Annotated in this window: 12 protein-coding genes; 11 read left to right on the forward strand and 1 reads right to left on the reverse strand. The window is 74.2% G+C overall.

Features of this window, described 5'->3' with window-relative positions:
* The 3 genes from QR78_RS20820 to QR78_RS20830 form a co-directional block, all read left to right on the forward strand.
* Window positions 1-1,224 (forward strand): glycosyltransferase (locus tag QR78_RS20820; RefSeq protein ID WP_048429490.1); only part of this gene is annotated, 1,224 nt, incomplete at its 5' end.
* A 315-nt stretch (window positions 1,225-1,539) separates the two neighbouring features.
* Window positions 1,540-2,691, forward strand: a complete 1,152-nt coding sequence (locus QR78_RS35040; RefSeq protein ID WP_048429498.1) for a sensor histidine kinase — start codon at window positions 1,540-1,542, stop codon at window positions 2,689-2,691.
* A complete protein-coding gene (locus tag QR78_RS20830) occupies window positions 2,691-3,092 on the forward strand; it encodes a response regulator (protein WP_048429491.1) in 402 nt (133 codons plus the stop codon). Before QR78_RS35040 ends, QR78_RS20830 begins: the two co-directional genes overlap by 1 nt.
* Window positions 3,093-3,110: 18 nt before the next feature.
* On the opposite strand, the gene QR78_RS20835 is transcribed toward QR78_RS20830, so the two are convergent.
* On the reverse strand, window positions 3,111-4,463 hold the full coding sequence (locus QR78_RS20835) for a hypothetical protein (protein ID WP_048429492.1): 1,353 nt from the start codon (window positions 4,461-4,463) through the stop codon (window positions 3,111-3,113).
* 295 nt (window positions 4,464-4,758) lie between these two features.
* Between QR78_RS20835 and QR78_RS20840 the strand changes: the two genes are divergently transcribed.
* The 8 genes from QR78_RS20840 to QR78_RS36530 form a co-directional block, all read left to right on the forward strand.
* Window positions 4,759-7,359, forward strand: a complete 2,601-nt coding sequence (locus tag QR78_RS20840; RefSeq protein WP_048429493.1) for a tetratricopeptide repeat protein — start codon at window positions 4,759-4,761, stop codon at window positions 7,357-7,359.
* An 83-nt stretch (window positions 7,360-7,442) separates the two neighbouring features.
* Complete coding sequence (locus tag QR78_RS20845) at window positions 7,443-9,272, forward strand: asparagine synthase-related protein (RefSeq protein ID WP_048429494.1); 1,830 nt, start codon at window positions 7,443-7,445, stop codon at window positions 9,270-9,272.
* Entirely contained in the window at window positions 9,269-11,836 is a 2,568-nt protein-coding gene (locus QR78_RS20850; protein WP_053221015.1) for a glycosyltransferase, read from the forward strand. The genes QR78_RS20845 and QR78_RS20850 overlap by 4 nt, the downstream gene beginning before the upstream one ends.
* The gene (locus QR78_RS20855; RefSeq protein ID WP_048429495.1) at window positions 11,833-13,188 is read left to right on the forward strand and encodes a UDP-glucose dehydrogenase family protein; all 1,356 of its coding nucleotides are present in this window, start codon (window positions 11,833-11,835) and stop codon (window positions 13,186-13,188) included. Before QR78_RS20850 ends, QR78_RS20855 begins: the two co-directional genes overlap by 4 nt.
* Window positions 13,181-14,560: a nucleotide sugar dehydrogenase gene (locus QR78_RS20860; protein WP_082171876.1), complete on the forward strand. Its 1,380-nt coding sequence runs from the start codon at window positions 13,181-13,183 to the stop codon at window positions 14,558-14,560. The genes QR78_RS20855 and QR78_RS20860 overlap by 8 nt, the downstream gene beginning before the upstream one ends.
* Before the next feature lie 159 nt (window positions 14,561-14,719).
* Window positions 14,720-17,185 carry a tetratricopeptide repeat protein gene (locus QR78_RS20865; protein ID WP_048429496.1) on the forward strand — a complete coding sequence of 822 codons (2,466 nt, stop codon included), beginning with the start codon at window positions 14,720-14,722 and terminating at the stop codon, window positions 17,183-17,185.
* A gap of 96 nt (window positions 17,186-17,281) precedes the next feature.
* Window positions 17,282-17,527, forward strand: a complete 246-nt coding sequence (locus QR78_RS20870) for a hypothetical protein (RefSeq protein ID WP_048429497.1) — start codon at window positions 17,282-17,284, stop codon at window positions 17,525-17,527.
* 575 nt (window positions 17,528-18,102) lie between these two features.
* On the forward strand, window positions 18,103-19,177 hold a 1,075-nt coding region (locus QR78_RS36530), incomplete at its 3' end, for a pectate lyase family protein (RefSeq protein WP_053221016.1).

Genomic DNA, 19,177 nt, shown 5'->3' on the forward strand with positions numbered 1-19,177 from the left:
ACCGGCTCCCTCGGCGCGGGGGGCGCCGAGCGGCAATTCGCCCTCACCGCCCGGGAGCTGCAGGGGGCCTTCGCGCGCGGGGCGCGGATCGGCGGCGTCGCGGTGGCCGGGCCGGTCGAGGTCGTCTGCCGCTCCCTCTCGGCGCGGCCCGGCGGCGACTTCTTCGCCCCCGACCTGCGCGCCGCCGGCGTGCCGATCCACGAATTCGCCCTCGCTCCCCCCGAGGCCGCCCTCGCCGGGGTGCCGGCACTGGCCGGCCTCGACGGAGCCCTGCGCTTCCTGCCCGAGCCGATGGTCGAGGGGGCGACGCGGCTGTCCGGGCTGCTGCGGGCGGCCCGGCCCGACGTGGTCCAGATCTGGCAGGACGGCAGCGTCTACGCGGCCGGCCTCGCCGCCGTGCTGGCGGGGGTGCCGCGCATCGTCCTCAACGTGCGCAGCCTGCCGCCGGTCGACCGGCCGGAGCGGTTCAAGCCCGAATACGAGGGTCTCTACCGCGCGCTGCTCGCCGCCCCCGGGGTGCGGCTGACCGCCAATTCCCACGCCGCGGCGAGGCGCTACGCGGACTGGCTCGGCGTGCCGGCGCGGCGCATCCGGGTGATCTACAACGGCGTCGATCCCCTGCCGGAGGACGGCGCCCCGGACGACGAGGCCCTGGCCGCGCGCTTCCGGGCGGCGACGGGCGAGAGCGACTTCACCCTCGGCACGGTCATGCGCCTCGACGAGAACAAGCGACCGCTCCTGTGGCTGGAGGCCGCCGCGCGGCTCCTGCGCCGCGCGCCCCGGGCGCGCTTCGTGGTCGTCGGCGACGGCCCGCTGCGGGAGGCCTGCCAGGCCCGGGCGCGCCAGCTCGGCATCGCCCAGCGGGTTCTGTTCGTCGGCCGCTCGCACCGGGTCGGGTTCTGGCTCCGGCAGATGGACGCCTTCCTGCTCCTCTCCCTGGTCGAGGGCCTGCCCAACGTCCTCGTCGAGGCGCAGGGCGCGGGCCTGCCGGTGATCACCACCGATGCCGGCGGCGCCGCCGAGACGATCCGGCCCGCCACGACCGGCCTCCTGCTGCCCGGAGGCCCCGACCTCGACCCGGAGGCGGTCGCCGGCGCGATCGCCTCCCTGCGCGCCGACCCCGCCCGCCGCGCCGCGATGGGCACGGCCGCCCGCCTGTGGGCGCGGGAGACGTTCTCGGTCGAGGCGATGCTGGCCCGGACGGTGCGGACGTTCACGGCGTGATCCCGACCTGCGCGCCGACACCCCGCTCGCACGCCGCACGATCGTCGGATGCCGCCCGTTACACCGAGTGCCGAGACGGAAGGGAAGCGGAATGGCCGATCCGTCGAAGTCGCCACGCTGCCGGACCGCCGTCGTTCGATGGTTGTCGCAGCATGATCGACGGTCTCTTCTTTATCGTGCGCAACATAGACGCCCTCGATAAAATCACTTTCGAAATGAAATGACGTGTTGATCTGCGATGCTTTGCGTGTCGCGGGGAGCTGACCTATAGAGATGCGGCGCAGCCGCACCTGCTCGAACGGACGCTCCACGCCCTTGTCGGTTCCCATCGATCCTCCGTGCGACGGAGAAGCCGAGCGGTCAGCGGCCCTTCATGCCTACAGGCTGCTCGACGCCCCGCGCGAGCAGGATTTCGACGACATCGCCCATATGGCCTCGCGGGTCTGCGAGACCCCGATGGCGGTCGTGAATCTCGTCGACACCCGCCGGCAGTTCTTCCTGGCCGAGGTCGGGCTCGGGGTGCGCGAAACGCCGCTCGACACGTCGTTCTGCGGCCACGCGATCCTCGAAGAGGACGTTCTCGTCGTCCCGGATGCCCGCCGCGATCCCCGCTTCGACGGGAACCCGCTCGTCCATGGCACGGCGGGCCTGCAATTCTATGCCGGTGCGGTGCTGAAGACCCCCGACGGTCAGTCCGTCGGAACGATGTGCGTGCTCGATACCAAGCCGCGCCAGCTCACTGCGCTGCAGATCGACATGCTGCGCTTCCTCGCCCGCCAGGCGATGACGCAGATGGAGCTGCGACGGTCCCTCGCCGTGCGGGATCGTCTCCTCGTCGAGGCCCGCGCCGCGGAGACCCGCCGCCGGGATCTCGCCCACGAGATGGCGCATCGGATGAAGAACCTGCTCTCCATGGTCCAGGCCGTCGCGACGCAGACGCTGCGGCAATCGACCTCGATGGAGGAAGGACGGCTCGCGATCTCGCAGCGCCTGACGGCCCTGGCCCGGGCGCAGGACATCCTGACCCTGTCGGACTACGAGGAAGCGACCATCTGCGAGGTCGTCGCCGCCACGATCGCCCCCCACCAGACGGCCGACCGGCGCATCCGCTCGTGCGGCCCGGACATGCTGCTGACCTCGCAGCAGGCGCTCGGCCTGTCCCTGGCCATCCACGAACTCGCGACCAACGCGGCGAAGTACGGCGCCCTCTCGAACGGCAGCGGCACCGTCGACGTCGGCTGGACGAACGAGCATGGCACCTTCGTGTTCGACTGGATCGAGCGCGGCGGCCCCGCCGTCGTGGCACCGCAACGACGCGGCTTCGGCTCGAAACTCATCGAGCGGATCGTGGCATCCTACTTCAACGGGGAGGGCCGCATCGACTTCGCCCCGGGTGGAATCGCGTTCAGGCTGGTCGGGAAGCCGGATGCCCGTCCGGTGGGCCGCGTGAAGGCGGGCGATCCGTGATGGGGCAGTCTTCCCGGCATTCGCATTTCGCCGTCCTGATCGTCGAGGACGATGCCCTCGGCCGCGCGGAAGCGGTCGACCTGTGCGAGGAAGCCGGTTTCACGACCCACGAGGCTCGCGATGCCGACGAGGCGCTTCTGCAACTCGAACGCCATCCCGAGATCCGCGTCCTGTTCACGGATATCGAGATGCCCGGCACGATGGACGGATTGACGCTGGCCCACGGCATGCAGGGTCGCCGCCCTCCCCTCTCCATCATCGTCACGTCGGGACGCATCATGGTGGCTGAGAAGGACCTGCCCCGGAACGGCCTGTTCGTCGCCAAGCCCTACCCGCCGGACGCGATCCTTCGTGCCCTCCACGACATCGCCGCCGGCCTGGGCGACGAGGCGGGGCGATAGACCCCGCGGCGGCGTCCCTCACCGGCATGCCTGCGGCCATGCCGCCGTCGCTCCCTGCGGCCCGGCGATCCGCAGGAGGCAGGTGGCGAGGGCCTCGGGGCCCTTGTCGGAGACCCGCAGCACCGCCCCGGCCTGGATCGGGACCGCGCGGGCGATCTCGGGCCGGTTCTCGACCACCCGGATGTTGCCGACCGTGACGTTGTCGCCCGCGGCCACGACCCCGTCGGCCTCGTGCCCGCCGCCGGTCGAGGCGCGGACCACCGAGATCGGCCCGGCGCCGATCCGGCCGGCCCGGTCCGGGTTGACGAAGATGTTGCCCTCCGCGACCAGCACGCCGCCGGTGCCGGTGGCCGAGCCGTAGACGGCGCTGTCGGCCCCGTTGGAATAGGCGGTCGGGCTCAGCGCGAACAGGTTGTTGGTCAAGTGGACGGCGGCGTTCGAGACCACCTTGGGGTGGCGCTGGCTCGTGCCCGCAAAGACGTTGCCGGCGACCGTGACGAGGACCCGGGGCTCCATGACGTCGCCGAGATGCGCGAGCGGGTCGGCGCAGCCCTCCGCCGCCGCGTCCTTGTAGCAGGTCAGCGTGCCGATCAGCATGACCTTGTTGTGCTGTGCGAAGTGGTTGAACGCGACGGTCGCCCGGGCGCCGGAGGCGAAGCGCTCCTTGCGCACGATGTCGACGCAGCCGTCGCCGCAGCGGTGAAAGGCGTTGTGCAGGATCGCGACCTGGTCGAACTGGTCGGTGAGCGCGATGGCGTCGCCGGTCTTGTCGGCCTTGTCGTCGTAGGCGTCCTTGGTGAAGGTCAGGCCGCTGACGATGACGTTGCGCGCATCGGTCAGCGTCAGCTGCGTCGTGCGCGGCGCCGCCGTGAGGGTGATCCCGCCGCAGCCCCCGTCGAGGGTGGTGTCGGAGGGCAGGTGCAGGCCGGCCTCGAGGTGCAGGGTTCCGGTCAGGCCCGGCGCGAAGGCGATCCAGCCCCCGCCTTGGCGCGCCGCCTCGACAGCCCAGCGCAGCGTGCCCTCCGGGCTCGGCCGGCTGCGCGAGGCCTTGGCGTCGTCGAGGCGCGTCACCGTGTAGAGGCGCCGGCCGAGCCCACCGGTGGTGCCGGCGGCGGCGCCCTGGATCATGGCCGGCAGGGGGCTCTCCGTTACGCGCCCGTCGGCGCCCGTCCGCGCCGTGGCCGCGCAGGCCGGCGGGGCGCGGTCGGCCGCCTCCCGGGCGGCCGCGAGGAAGCGGTCGGGCGGGACCGGCGACTGGGCCGCCCGCGCGTCGGACGCGAGGAAGCCGGCGAAGGGCGCGGCGAGCCCGAGCAGCGCGGCAGCGGCCAGCGGAAGCGACGGGATCGGGCGGTGGGAGATCGGGGCCGGCATCGCGCGGGGTTCCTTTCAGGTCTGGCGAGCGCTCGCACCCGCCAGCCTAGCCGAGGCGTCCTCCGGCTCCGCCCGTCCGTGCGGGCACGGCCTCTCCCCCAGCCGACGGGGCCTCCCCCTTTCGGCAGCCTCGCGGCTACGCCTTTCGGCCCCGTCCGCCGCCCCGCCTGCCCCCGTCTACTGATAATGGGCAGTTTGATCGCACCGGACCTCAAAAATACGTTCGATGGCAGTAAAGGATCCGTAAATCGGCATCGACTGATTTAGATTTGATCTGGATCTGAGGAGTGCGGCTTTGTCCCAGAAAGATGTCGTCTACACCACGATCGGCACCTGCCGCGTGGCCGAGCCGTTGGGAGCAGCCGTGCAGATCCGCCATCTGCGGCGCAACACCACCAACATCTACGGGTTCATCCATACCGCCCGCGAGGCGTTGCAGCAGATCGACTACCTCGACGGGCGCGAGATCCCGGCCGAGCTCGGCCGTTTCCTGTCGCAGGACGGCGTGCTCATGCGCAGCCCGCGGCCGCGCACCGACGTCTTCGTGGTCGAGATCTCCTCGGCCAAGGAGATCGTGTTCGACCAGTGGCTGCTCCAGATCAATCACCTGGAGAAGAACTTTCGCGATCGGCCCGGGCTGATCGACGCCTTCTTCCGGCTGAAGGGCGAGCGCGACCCCGACCTCCGCCTGCAGCGGCTCTCGGCGCTGCCCGGCTTCGCGCAGGTCGACGACCTCGAGCGGCGCATCCTCCTCGAGGGCTATGTGCGCACCACCACCCGCGATGAGCTCGAGGCCGAGATGGCCGAGATCGTCGCGCGGCTGCAGCCGACCCCGGTGGTGTTCGTCAACCACATCAACGTGCCGGATGCGCAGGGGCACCCGATCGAGAGCCGCGCCCGCCTGTGCGGCTGGGTGCAGGAGATCTGCGCAGAGGCCGGCTATCCGAATTTCGACCCGACCCCTCACGTGACGGCGCATGGCCAGGCGCGGGCTCTCGCCGAGGCGGGCCGCGACCTCAACCACTACGAGGCGTCGTTCAAGCCGGTCCTCGGCGGCATCCTGGTCGACGAGGTACTGGCCCCGCTCCTCGGCCGCGCGGCGGCCGCCGGCCGCGTGACGCTCGACATCCTGTCCTCCACGCCGGTCCAGGCCCCGGCCGGGCAGTTTCCGTCCGGGTCCGCCGTGCCGGCCCAGATGGCGCCGGCCCAGATCGTGGCCGGTCTCAACGAGGCGAAGAAGCGCATCGCCGACGGCGATCTCGACGAGGCCGAGGTGATCCTGCACGGGCTCGCCGCCGAGGACGGCCGGCACGCGGGCCTGCACACCCTGCTCGGCACCGTCGCGTTCCACCGCGGCGACACCACGGCGGCGACGGCCGAGTTCCGCGAGGCGGTCGAGCTCGACCCGGCGGCGCTGGAGCCCCGCGCGATGCTGGTCAAGAGCGCCCTGCGGATGGGCAAGGTCGAGGAGGCCTGCAGCATCGCCGCCGACCTGGTGCGGCGCTCGCCCGACGACCTGCGCATCCTCCTCGTCTCGGCCAAGGCGATGATGCGCGGCAGGTTCTTTCCCGAGGCGATCGCGATCTGGCGCCGCATCGCGCTGATCCGGCCGGAACTGGTGCTGCCGCTGATCGAGACCGCGCGCTGCGAGATGAAGGCGCGCAACTTCGAGGCGGCGCTCGCGGCCGCCGACGAGGCGCTGGCCCGCGACGCCCAGGAGGCCGGCGCCCTCGTCATCAAGGCCGACGCCCTGCTCAAGCTGCGCCGGATGCGCGAGCTGGCCGCGGTCTCCCTCGACCTCGCGGGGATCGAGCCGAAGGCCGCGATGGCGGCGATCCCCGCCCTGATCTCGGCCCGCTACCCCGAGGAGGCCGCCGCCATCGTCGCCACCGCCCGGGACACCGGCGAGGTCGATATCGACGCGGTGATGCGCGCGGCTCTGATCCGCACCCTCGAGCAGCGCGGCAAGGTGGCGAGCGAGCGGGAGGACACCCCGGCGGCGGCCGCCGCCTGGAAGGCGATCCTGCTGATCGATCCCGACAGCGGCCGCGCCGCGCAAGGCCTGCGCCGGCTGTTCAGCCCGCTCATCGCCGCCGCCCGCGCCCGCGCCGCCGAGGGCGACGTGCCGGGTGCCGTGGCGGCCTACGAGGCCGCCCTGGCGATCCAGGGCGACAACGTCCGCATCCTGCGCGAGCTGGCGCTCACCCACGACAAGGCCGGGCAGTGGCTGCGGGCGAGCCAGCGCTGGGCCCAGCTCGCCCGGCTCTCGCCCGACACGACCGATTACGAGAAGCGGGCCGGCCGCGCCGCGATGCGGGCCGAGCGCTACGACCTCGCGGTGCGGATCTACCACGAGCTCGACGCGGCGGGCGACGAGCAGGGAGCGAGGCTCCTCACCTCCGCCCTGCGCCGCCTGGTGCGGGCGATGCGCGAGGATTTCGCCGCCGGGCACCTTGAGGTCGCCGCCTTCAAGGCCGCGATCGTCCTCGAGGTCTCGCCCGGGAGCGAGGTCGGCCAGCGCACCTTCCGGCGCGTGATGTCGAGCTATTCGCGCCGGCTGCGCGAGGCCGTGGCGACCGAGGACGCGGCGCTCCAGGAGGAGATCTGCCGCAAGATGCTGGAGCTGGAGCCGAACCGCCCCGACGCCCTGAAGGTGCTCTCGCGGCTCTACCGGACGGCGAAGCGTCACCGCGACGGCATCGAGGTGCTCCAGCGCCTGACCGAGATCGAGCCCGACGACACCCGCCACTGGGTGAAGCTCGCCCGCTCGTGCCGGGCGATCCGGCTCTACGACCGGGGCGTGCCCGCGGCCCTGCGGGCGCTCGAGATCGAGCCGGGCGACGCCGCCACGGTGAGCCTCCTCAGCGACATGCTCAACCGCCAGGCCGCGGCCTGACGCCGGACGGCGCGGCCGCCTCTGCCCGGGCGCGCCTCCCCTCCTCCCGCCCTCCCTCTCGTCTCGCCGAGGAACGACACGCGATGCCTGGCCTCGCCGGAATCCTGATGACGGGCGACGGTGCGCTGTGCGGCGACGACCTGCGGGCCGCCGCGCGGGTGCGGTCGGGCCTGGCGCGCGGGGGACGCGGCACCGGCATCCTGCGCCAGGCCCGCGCGCTCCTGCTGGGAGAAATCCCGGCCGGTCCCGCCGCGCCGGGCGGCGAGGCGCTGGGGGTGGTCCTGGCCGGGCGGATCGACAACGCCCGGGCGCTGCGCGACGAGCTCGCCGACCGCGGCGAGAGGCCCGACGAGACCGACCAGGCCGGGCTCCTCCGGCTCGCCTATCGGCGCTGGGGCACGGAGGTCGCGGCCCGGCTGGAGGGCCGCTTCGCCTTCGCGATCCACGACGCCGCCGACGGGACCCTCCTGTGCGGGCGCGACCGCTTCGGCGTCGAGCCGCTGCACTACGCGGTCCTGCGCGACCGCGTCGTCTTCGCCTCCGACCTCGCCGCGCTCCTGTCCTGGCCCGGGATGCGGCGCGTCCCCGATGCCGACGTGCTCGCCCACTACCTCGCCTTCGGCTTCTGCCCGGTCGAGCGCTCGCCCCTGAAGGGCGTGCTGCGCCTGCCGCCCGGCCACTGGCTCCGGGCCGGACCCGGCGCCGCGCCCCGCTGCGAGCGCTACTGGTCGCTCCCCGCCCCGGGGCCGGGCCGGCGCCCGGCGGCGCCCGGCGAGGCGGCGATCCGGCTGCGCGCCCGCCTCGCGGACATCGCCGCCCGGGCCGTGGCGGATTCTCCCGCCGTCGCGGTGCTCGCCACCGGGGACGCCGCATCCGCGGCCCTGGCCGGTGCCGTCGCCCGGGCGGCAGGGGCGGCCGGGCGGGACGGGATCGCCGTGCTGGGCCTCGGCCCGGCGCCCCGCGGGGTGCCGCATTGGTGCGAGGTCACCCCGACGGCGGCGGCCGCCGCCGACGCCCTCAGCACGATCCCGCTCGGCGGCGAACTCGTGGCCGATCCCGACCTGCTCGGGCTCCACGCCCTGCTGGCGGCGGCCCGGGACCGGGCCGGGTACGGTCTCGTCGCGACGGGAGGGCCTGAGCTGTTCCTCGACCGGCCGCGCTACGCCGCCTTCGAGGCGGCGGTGAAGCGCCGGCGGGACGGGCGGATCCAGCCCGCGGTCCGGCAGGGGTTCCACGCCACGATGCCGTTCGTGCGCGACCTCTACGGCGACATCGTCGGCGTCGCCAGCGACGCCCAGCGCCTCGCCCTGTGCGGTCCGGCGCTGATCGGCTCGCTGCTGTTCTCCCCTGTCGACGACCTCGGCACCTCGCTGGAGCGGGCGGACGAGTCCAGCGCCCGCGACCTCGCCGCCCGGCTCGACCTCACCCACGGGGCCCCGCGCCTGCTCGCCGGGCTCGAGGCCGCGCGCCTGCGCGACGGGCCGGCCCTGGACGCGCCGTTCCTCGGGCGGGACTTCGCGGAATGGTGCCTGTCCGTGCCGACCGAGCAACGGACCGGCAGCTGGACCCGGCCGGGGCTCCTCCAGGCGGCCATCCCGGAGGCCCGCGCCGCGGCGATGCCGCCGGCCGCCGGCCGCCTCGACCACTGGCTGCGCACGAGCCTGCGCGAGCTTTTGGAGGACACGGTGGCAAGCACTGCCTTCCGCGGCCGCGGCCTCTTCCGGATGTCCTGGGTCGATCGCCTGGTCGCGCTCCATCTCGACGGCAAGCAGGCGGGGGGAGCCTTGATCTGGACCCTGCTCTGCCTGGAGACCTGGTTTGCCGGCGTGATCGACGCCGCCCCGGCGCTACGGGTCGAATCCGGCCGGGATCCCGCGGGCGACGCGCTCCTCGCCCAGGGAGCCGCCGCATGATCCCGGCCCGCGACCACCCGCCGGTCCCGGCCGCGCCCGGGCGCCGGCGCGCCGGCGTCAAGGACCGTGCCGGCCCCTCGACCGCTCCGCGCGCCGGTGCCGCGACTCCCCGACTCGACCCCGCGGCGGAACGTGCCCTGGCCCTGGAGAATGCCGGCGACCGCCACGGCGCCGGCCTGATCTGGCTCGAGGTCGCGGCCTCGGCGGGACCCGCGACGCTGCGGCGCTACGGGGTCCATCGTCGCCTGGCCAAGGCCGCCGAGGCGCGGGGCGACCGCGTTCAGGCGACGGCTTTGCTCGAGCGCCACCTCGCCCTGGCGCCCCGGGATGCCGGTGCCGCCGAGCGCCTGCTCAAGCTTCGCCTCGCCGCGGCCGCGCCCGGCGAGGAGGCCGAGGCCTACGCCGCCCACGTCGCCCGCTTCGGCGAGACGGCCGCCGCCCTCGTCCTGCGGGCCACGCGGATCGAGGCACCGCACGATCCCGACGCGGCACTGGCGACCCTGGCGACGGTCGAGGCGCGGTGGCTCGACGCCGACGGCACCCGGCTGCGCCTCGCCGGGGCCTACGAGCGCCTCGGCGATCCGGCCCGGGCGCTCGCGCTCCTCGACGGGGTGCGCGGGCCGGAGGCCGCCTCGCCGCAGACCGTCAAGACCCGGCTGCGCCTGGCCCAGGCGGTCGGCGAGTCGAAGGAGCACAGCGCCGCCCTCGCCCGGCGCCTGGTCGAGGCCGAGCCGGGCGTGGCCGCCCATCACGCGCTCCTCGGCCGCACCCTGAAGCGGTTCAACGACTGGGCCGGCGCCGCCGCCGCCTTCGAGGCGGCGCTCGCCCTCGATCCCGGCGATCTCGCGCATTGGGAGGGCGCCCTCAGGGCGCTCGGCGCCCTGGAGCGCGACGAGCGCATCGCCGAGCTCACCGCCAGGGCGCGCCGGGTCTTCGGGGCCGGCGGCGGCGAGGGCCTGCTGGCGCTCGCCCGCATCGAGCTTGCCGGGGGCGATGCCCGGGAGGCGATCGGCGTCGCCCGCCGGGCCCTCGCCCACCCGATCCTGCGCACCAGGACCCGCCCCGTCCTGGCCGAGGCGCTCATGGAGGTCGGCGCCTACGCGGAGGCCTGGACGCACCTCGCCGCCGCCCTGGAGGCGCCGGACGCCGAGGCGGACCTGCAGCGGGCGGCGGCCCGCTGCGCGGCGGCCTTCGCGGTCGGCGCGCCGGCCGGCGGCGCGCTCCCGGTCTTCCCCGGGGCCCTCTTTCTGCGTGCGCTCGGGAGCCCGCCGCCCCGCCCGCTGCTGCCGCCGACCGACACCGTGATGCTGGTCTCCTCCTCGCTCGGCGCCGGCGGGGCCGAGCGCCAGGTCGCCCTCACGGCGGCCGGGGTGTCCCGGGCCCGGGGCGGGACCGGGCGTACCGTCCTCGTCGGCCTCGACCTCACCCCCGCCCGCGGCCGCTCGATGATGCGCAGCCTCGCCGAGACCGAGTTCCTGACCATCGAGGACCTCGCGCACGTCAACGAGGCGCAGGTGTTCCGCACCCTGGCGGCGGAGGAGCCGGCCCTGCGCGAGACCCTGCGGCTGATCGGCTCGTTCCCGCGCAATCTCTCCCGCGACATCCTCAAGCTCTTCGACAGCTTTCGCCGCCACCGCCCGTCCTGCGTCCACCTGTGGCAGGACGGGGTCATCTCCACCGGCGCCGTCGCGGCGGTGCTGGCGGGCGTGCCGGCGATCGTCTGCTCGATGCGCAACGTCGTGGCCGGCGAGGGCGACCGGCGCCGCTACCGGGCCTATCTCGCCACGATGTACCGGGCGCTGGCCGAGCGGCCGGAGGTGCGCTTCACCGCCAACTCGGCGGCCGGCGCCCGGGACTACGAGGCCTGGCTCGGCTTCGAGCCCGGCCGCATCCGGGTGCTGCGCAACGGCGTCGACGTCGCGAGCATCCGCGCCCGGGCCCCGGCCGGCGCCCGCGAGGCGGTGCGGGCGCGCCTGAACCTGCCCGAGGGCGCGCTCCTGATCGGCGGGGTCTTCCGCCTCGCCCCGGCCAAGCGGCCGCATCTGTGGCTCGACGTCGTGGCGCGGATCGCGGGCGCCGACTCGCGGGTCCACGGCGTCATCGTCGGCGACGGCGCCCTGCGGGCCGAGCTGCAGGAGGCGATCGACGCCCGCGGCCTCTCGGGGCGCATCACGCTCGCCGGCCGCCAGAGTCCGGTCGAGCCCTGGATGGCGGCGATGGACGTCCTGCTCCTCGCCTCCGAGGTCGAGGGATTGCCCAACGTCCTCCTGGAGGCCGAATCCCTCGGCGTGCCGGTGGTCACCACCGAGGCCGGCGGCTCGGGCGAGGCCCTGCTCCAGGGCGTCACCGGGATGCTGGTCAAGGACGACGCGCCCGAGACCCTCGCGGCCGCCCTCGTCTCGGTCGTGCGCGCCAAGAGCCTGCGCCACCGCGCCCGCGTCGGCGCCCCCGTCTTCATCGAGCAGCGCTTCGGCATCGAGCGGATGATCCGCGAGACGCTGGCCGTGTTCGGCGAAACCGACCCCACCCGCGGGGATGCCACCCGCATCAGGAGTGCGTCATGAAGATCGCGATCATCGGTTCCGGCTATGTCGGCCTCGTCTCGGGGGCGTGCTTCGCCGATTTCGGCCACGACGTGACCTGCGTCGACAAGGACCCGCGCAAGATCGCGGCCCTGAACGAGGGGCGGATCCCGATCTACGAGCCCGGCCTCGACGCCCTGGTGGCGAGCAACGTCCGCTGGGGCCGGCTCACCTTCACCACCGAGATCGGCCCGGCGGTGCGGGAGGCCGACGCGGTGTTCATCGCGGTCGGCACCCCGTCGCGGCGCGGCGACGGCTTCGCCGACATGACCTACGTCTTCGGGGCCGCCCGGGACATCGCCCGCAACCTCGCCGGCTACACCGTGGTGGTGACCAAGTCGACGGTGCCGGTCGGCACCGGCGACGAGGTCGAGCGGATCATCCGCGAGGCCAACCCGGAGGCCGAGGTCGACGTCGTGTCGAACCCCGAATTCCTGCGCGAGGGCGCGGCGATCGAGGACTTCAAGCGGCCCGACCGCATCGTCATCGGCCTCGACGACCCGCGGGCCGACGCGGTGATGCGGGAGATCTATCGCCCGCTCTACCTCAACCAGGCGCCGATCCTGGTCACCGGCCGGCGCACCGCCGAGCTGACCAAGTATGCCGGCAATGCGTTCCTCGCCACCAAGATCACCTTCATCAACGAGATCGCCGATCTCTGCGAGCAGGTCGGCGCCGACGTGCAGGAGGTCGCCCGCGGCATCGGCCTCGACAACCGCATCGGGCGCAAGTTCCTGCATGCCGGCCCGGGCTACGGCGGCTCCTGCTTCCCGAAGGACACGCTGGCGCTGGTCAAGACCGCCCAGGATGCGGGCAGCCCGGTGCGGCTCGTCGAGACGGTGGTGGCGGTCAACGACCAGAGGAAGCGCGCCATGGCCCGCAAGGTGATCACCGCCTGCGGCGGTTCGGTGCGGGGCAAGCGGATCGCGGTGCTGGGCCTGACCTTCAAGCCGAATACCGACGACATGCGCGACGCCCCGTCCCTGTCGATCATCACCGGGCTCCAGGATGCCGGCGCCACGGTGACGGCCTACGACCCGGAGGGTATCGAGCAGGCCCGTCCGCTCCTCGCCGACGTGGACTACGCCGCCGACGCCTATGCCTGCGCGGAGGGCGCCCACGCGGTGGTGATCGTGACCGAGTGGAATGCCTTCCGGGCCCTCGACCTCGAGCGGATGGGCGCCCTCATGGCCGCCCGGGTCATGGTCGACCTGCGCAACGTCTACGGGCCCGAGGAGGCGACGCGGTACGGGTTCCGCTATCTCGGCGTCGGCCGCCGGCGCGCGGCGGCGCCCGCGCCCGCCGCTCCCGCCCGGGAGAGCGTCGATGCTTGACCACGGTCGGCACGACATTGTCATCGAGGCCGGGCCGTCCGACGGGACGGCCCCCACCCTCGCCCCCGCCCGGGCCCGGGCGGGGGCGCCGGCCCATGGCCGCCGGATCGCGGTGATCGGCCTCGGCTATGTCGGACTGCCGGTGGCGGTGGCCTTCGCGGCCTCCGGGGCCCCGACGGTCGGCTTCGACATCGATGCCGGCCGGATCGCCGAATTGCGGCGGGGCCGCGACCGCTGCGGCGCCGTCGACCGGCGCGCCCTGCGGGAGGCGCCCCTGCGCCTCACCGCCCGGCCGGAGGTCCTGCGGGGCGCCGATTTCTTCGTCGTCGCGGTGCCGACGCCGATCGACGCGGCCTGCCGGCCGGATCTCGGGGCGCTCCTCGCCGCCTCGGCCTGCGTCGGCGCCGCGCTCCGTCCGGGCGCGATCGTGGTCTACGAATCGACGGTCTATCCGGGCGCGACCGAGGAGGATTGCGTGCCGGTGCTCGAGGCCGCCTCCGGCCTCGTCTGCGGGCGCGATTTCACGGTCGGCTACAGCCCCGAGCGGATCAATCCGGGCGACGTCGTCCACACCTTCGAGGCGGTCACCAAGGTGGTGGCCGGGCAGGACGCCCGCACCCTCGACGTCGTGGCGGAGGTCTACGGCTCGGTGGTGAGCGCGGGCGTCCACCGCGCCCCCTCGATCCGGGTCGCCGAGGCCGCCAAGGTGATCGAGAACACGCAGCGCGACCTCAACATCGCGCTGATGAACGAGCTCGCCATCATCTGCCACCGACTGGCGATCGACACCGCCGACGTGCTGGAGGCCGCCCGCACCAAGTGGAACTTCCTGCCCTTCACGCCGGGGCTCGTCGGCGGCCACTGCATCGGGGTCGATCCCTACTACCTGACCCACCGGGCGCAGCGCTGCGACTACCACCCGGAGGTGATCCTCGCCGGGCGGCGCATCAACGACCGGATGGCCGAGCACGTCGCCCGGGAATGCATCCAGCGCCTCGCCGCCCGCGGCATCGCGCGGCCGCGCGTCACGGTGCTGGGCCTCACCTTCAAGGAGAACGTCCCGGACCTGCGCAATTCCAAGGTCGCCGACCTCGTCGAGACCCTGCGCCGGCACGGCTGCGAGGTGCGCGTCCACGATCCCCTCGCCGATCCGGCGGCGGCCGAGCACGAATACGGTATCGCGCTCCAGCCCCTCGACGGCCTGCGGGAGGCCGATGCGGTCGTCCTGGCGGTCGCCCACCAGGCCTATCTCTCGGCCGGCTGGGACCTCGTGCGGGGCTGCCTGCGCGACGGCACCGGCCTCGTCCTCGACGTCCGCTCCGGCCTCGACCGCGCCACCCGGCCCGAGGGGATCGTCCTGTGGCGGCTGTGACGGTCCCGGGCCTCGCCCGGACCGAGGCGGCGCGGCTCCCGTGCCCGGCCCGGCCTCCCGCCTGAGCGGGCCCGTACCGCCTGTCGGCCCGGGACGCCTCCGACACGAGAAACCTCCACGAGAAGCCTTCACGAGAAGAAACGCCGAGGGACCTCCACCATGATCGAGCCGTTGAGTGTCACTGCCCTCGGCAGCTGCCGGGTCGTCAACCCGATGCGCCTCGCGACGCAGAACGGCCAGGCCCGGCTCTGCAACGGCGACGTCTACGGCTACGTCCACACCGCCCGGGAGGTGCTCCAGCTCCTCGACATCCGCGACGGCCTGGAGCTGCCGGACGGGCTCGTGCCCTACCTCGCCGGGAGCCGTGCCCTGCCGTTCCCCGCCCGCGACCTGCGGGCCGCGGCGAGCGCGCCCGGCGCCTACCTGGTCGAGATCTCCTCGCTCAAGACGGTCGTGCTCGGCGAGTGGGTGCTCCAGCTCAACTACTTCGCCGAGCGGTTCCGTACCGCGCCGGAGGTCCTGCGCACCTTCCTCGCCGCGGCTTTGCCCGAGCAGCGCGACGGCCGCGCGGCCGAGCTCGCCCGCCTGCCCGCCTACCACGCCCTCGCGCCCTTCGACCGCCATGTCCTCGCCGAGGCCTTCATCCTGGCGACGACGCGCCAGGATCTCGAGCGCGACGTCCTGGCGATCGCCGGGCGCCTCGCCCGGCCGACGGTGTTCGTGACACACTGCAACATCCCGGACGCGCGCGGGCTCGAGATCGAGAGCCGCGCCCGGATCGCGGACTGGCTGCAGGAGATCGGCGTCCGGCACGGGCTGCCGGTCTACGACCCGACCCTGAGGGTCCTGGCCTTCGGAATCACCGCCGCGATGGCCGAGGGCGGCGAGAGCCGGGCGCACTACACGCCGGAATTCGAGGCGGTGCTGACCGAGGACCTCCTGTGGGCGCTCTGTCGCGCCGCGGAGGCGGGACCGGCGCCGGAGACGCGCGCGGCGCCCCCGGTGCCGCAGCCGCGCACGCCCCCGCTGCCGGAGGCGAGCGCCGGCTCGACGCGGGCCGGGGCCGCGGCCCTGCTCCAGGTCGGGGACCTGCCCGGCGCGGCCGCCCTCGCCCGGGCCGCGATCGCGGCCGAGCCCGCGGGCGGCGCGGGCCTGGCGGTGCTGGCCCAGATCGCCATGCGCCGGGGCGATCCCGCCGCGGCCCTGGATTTCGCCGGCCAGGCCCGCGCCGCGGCCCCGTCCGATTCCGCCGCCATCGCGGTCGCCGCCAAGGCCCTGACTAAGCTCAAGCGGTTCGAGGAGGCGGCCTCGGCCTGGCGCGACATGGCGGCCTGCCGTCCGGCCGCGGGCTGGGCCCTGGTCGAGGCGGCGCGCTGCCTCCTGCGCGCCCGGCAGCCGGAGGGCAGCCTGGCGCTCGCCGAGGCGGTGCTCGCCCGCGAGCCCGGCGACCCGGTGGCGCTGGCGGTGAAGGCCGAGGCCCTGCGCATGCTCGGCCGCCTGGAATCCCTGCCGGCGGTGGCCGAGGCCCTGGCCGCGACGACGCCGGAGGCCGCGCTCGCGGTGATGCAGTGGATCATCGCGGCGGGGCGCGGCGACGGCCTTGCCCGCATCGCCCGCACGGTCTGCGCCGCGCCGGGCGGCGTGCCCGAGCCGTACCGGGACGACGTCTGCCGCCAGCTCAGGGCGGCGGCGGAGCACACCCTGGCGCAGCAGGAATGGGAGACCGGGGCCGAGGCCCTGCGGGCGCTGCTGGCCTTCGCCCCCGGCGACCGGGAGGCGGCGCGGGCGCTCTCCCGGCTGAAGAGCCGCTGGCTGGCGCCGGCCCGGTCCGCCCTCCAGGCCGGCGACGTCGCGGGCGCGGCCGAGGCCTACGAGCGCGCCCTGCGGATCGATCCCGACGAGATCCGCACCCTGCGCGAGGCGGCCTCCGCCGCCGAGAAGCGCGGCGCCTGGGACCGGGCCGTCGATCTGTGGCGCCAGGTCGACCGGGCCGGGGGCGCCGATTCGTCCACGCTGGCCCGCGGCGCCCGCGCCGCCGAGCTCGCCGGCCGCGAGGAGCAGGCCCTGGCCTGGTTCCGCCGCGCCCTCGACGCCGATCCGGGCAACGCCAAGGCCCGCGCGTCCACCGCCTCCCTCGCCCGGCGCCTGGCCAAGCGCGCCCGGGCGCTGGAGGCCGGAGGCGAGGTCGACGAGGCCCTGCGGCTCGCCGGGATCGTGCTGGCGGCCGAGCCGCAGGACGCGGTCTGCACCCGCCTCGTCCGCCGGGGCGGCGCGCACCTCGCCGGGCAGCTCCGGCAGGCGGTGGCGCTCGGCGATGCCGGCCGCCAGGAGGTTCTGGCGACCCGCCTCCTCGCCCTCGATCCGCAGCGTTTCGACGCCCTGCGGGTGCTCTCCAAGGCCCGCCTCGCCGACGGGCGCTTCGGCGAGGCCGCGGACCTGCTGCGGCGGCTCACCGCCGTCCAGTCCGACGTCGCCGCCCACTGGATCAAGCTCGGGCGCTGCCTGCGGATGATGAAGAGCTACGACGCGGCCCGCGACGCCGCCGAGGAGGCCCTGCGGCGCGATCCCCACAGCCCGGCGGCCCACAAGATCCTCGCCGATCTCGGCGAGCGGCGGGCGAGCTGACGCGGCGCGAGCCGCCCCACGGGCGAGGACGAGGCGGGCCGGGTCGACGAGAGCGGGTGGAGCGGGATGGCGCAGCGGCAGGAAGGGAGCAGGCCCGTGACCGAACGGTCGCCGCATCGGCCCCGGGGCGCGGGCGACCCCGCGCATTTCGTGCTCAAGCGCGGCCATCACGGCCGGTTCCGCTTCACGCTCCGCAATGCCCTCGGGGGAATCGGCGGCGAGGTGTTCGTGCGCGGCGAGGACGGCCCCCGCGACGAGAGGGAGCGAGAGGCCCTGCGCCGCATCGAGCGCCTCGCCCGCGACCTCCTGGCCGAGATAGACCAGCTCGGCGGCAGTTCATGATTGCTGTCGCTTGAAAGCGACAGTAAATCGATCTTGGCTGTGCGCCGGATTTATTCACTCTTATTTCTGCCTCACTGCGGTAGGATCACCTTGTTCGGCGTCCGGACCGGGCGCGAATGCTTGATCCTCCTGTCCGCCCGACTGCACGACGCTGCGCAGTTCGGCGGGCGATTGCGCGAAGGCGAACCCGAAGTGAGCAACCGAGAAGGGAGGCGATCCCCGACCGGCGGACGCGTGCCGTCCCGGCGGGATCGTCGGAGCCAGGACCTTGCGACGCCGGCAGGCCGTCCGCCTCCGGTACCGGGGCCCGTCTGCTGACCGGGTGCCGGCCCCCGGGGCCGGCCGCGTCCCGCTAGGATCCGGCCCCCGGCCGGCCTCGTCTCACCCGATCCGGAACCCGAACGGGGCCGACCCGGCACGCCGGCGGAGCGCCCGTGCCGCGGGAGCGCGACCGCGCGGGCTCCCCCCGGACGACCACCACCCCATCCACGATCACGGCTCGCGTTCCGCGAGGTCGGCCGCCGATGGCCGGCTTCCACCCGGGACGCGCCACATCCCCTCAGACAGGTCTCTCCATGGCACAGAACCTCGCGCACGGCTTCGCGGCGATGAACGGCGGCACCTCCGGCGGCAGCGGCGGTCCCACCGTCCACGTCTCGACCGGGGCCGAACTCCAGAAGGCGATCGACGGCGTTTCGGCGACGTCCGGCCCCCTGACCATCGTGGTCGACGGCAAGATCACGCCTGCCAACAGCGGCGTCGACGCCATCTCGATCGCCGGCCGCAACAACATCTCGGTGATCGGCGGCGGGTCCGGCGCCGAGTTCGACGGCATCGGCATCCGCATCAGCGGCGGCTCGTCGAACCTCATCATCCAGAACCTCAAGATCCACAACGTCGCCACCGGCCCGAAGGACGCGATCGGGATCGAGGGGCCGTCGCGCAACATCATGATCGACCACAACGAGCTCTACAGCTCGATGGCGGTGGACAAGGATTATTACGACGGCCTGCTCGACATCAAGCGTGGCGCTGAGTACATCACGGTCTCGAACAACTACATCCACGATCACCACAAGGCGTCGCTGGTCGGCTATGCCGACGATGATACCGGCGCCCGCTTCGTGACCTACGATCACAACGTGTTCGAGAATCTCGGCTCCCGCACGCCGAGCGTGCGCGACGGCCACGTCCACATCTACGACAACTACTTCAAGGATATCAGCGCCTCGGCCATCAACCTGCGGATGGGGGCGGTCGGGCTGATCGAGAACAACGTGTTCGAGAACGTCCGCGACCCGATCGTGAGCCTCGACAGCACGGCGCCGGGCTACTGGGACCTGCGCGGCAACGTGATGAGCGGTGTGACCTGGAGCCAGACCGGCGCGGGCGAGGCGAGCGCCCAGGACGGTCGCTCGACGGCCTCCTACAGCGTGCCCTACGCCTACGGCCTCGACGCGGCCGCCGCCGTGAAGGGCGAGGCCCTGGCCCAGGCCGGGGTCGGCCGGCTCGACGGAGCCGCCCCCGCCACCGGGGCCCCGGCGCCGGTTCCCGCTCCCGCGCCGGAGCCGTCTCCGGCCGTCACGCCCGCGCCGACTCCGAGCGAGCCCGCCCCGATCCCGGTGCCGCCCGCCCCCGAGCCCGCGCCGG

This window comes from Methylobacterium indicum (genome assembly GCF_001043895.1).
In the GTDB taxonomy this organism is placed as follows: domain Bacteria; phylum Pseudomonadota; class Alphaproteobacteria; order Rhizobiales; family Beijerinckiaceae; genus Methylobacterium; species Methylobacterium indicum.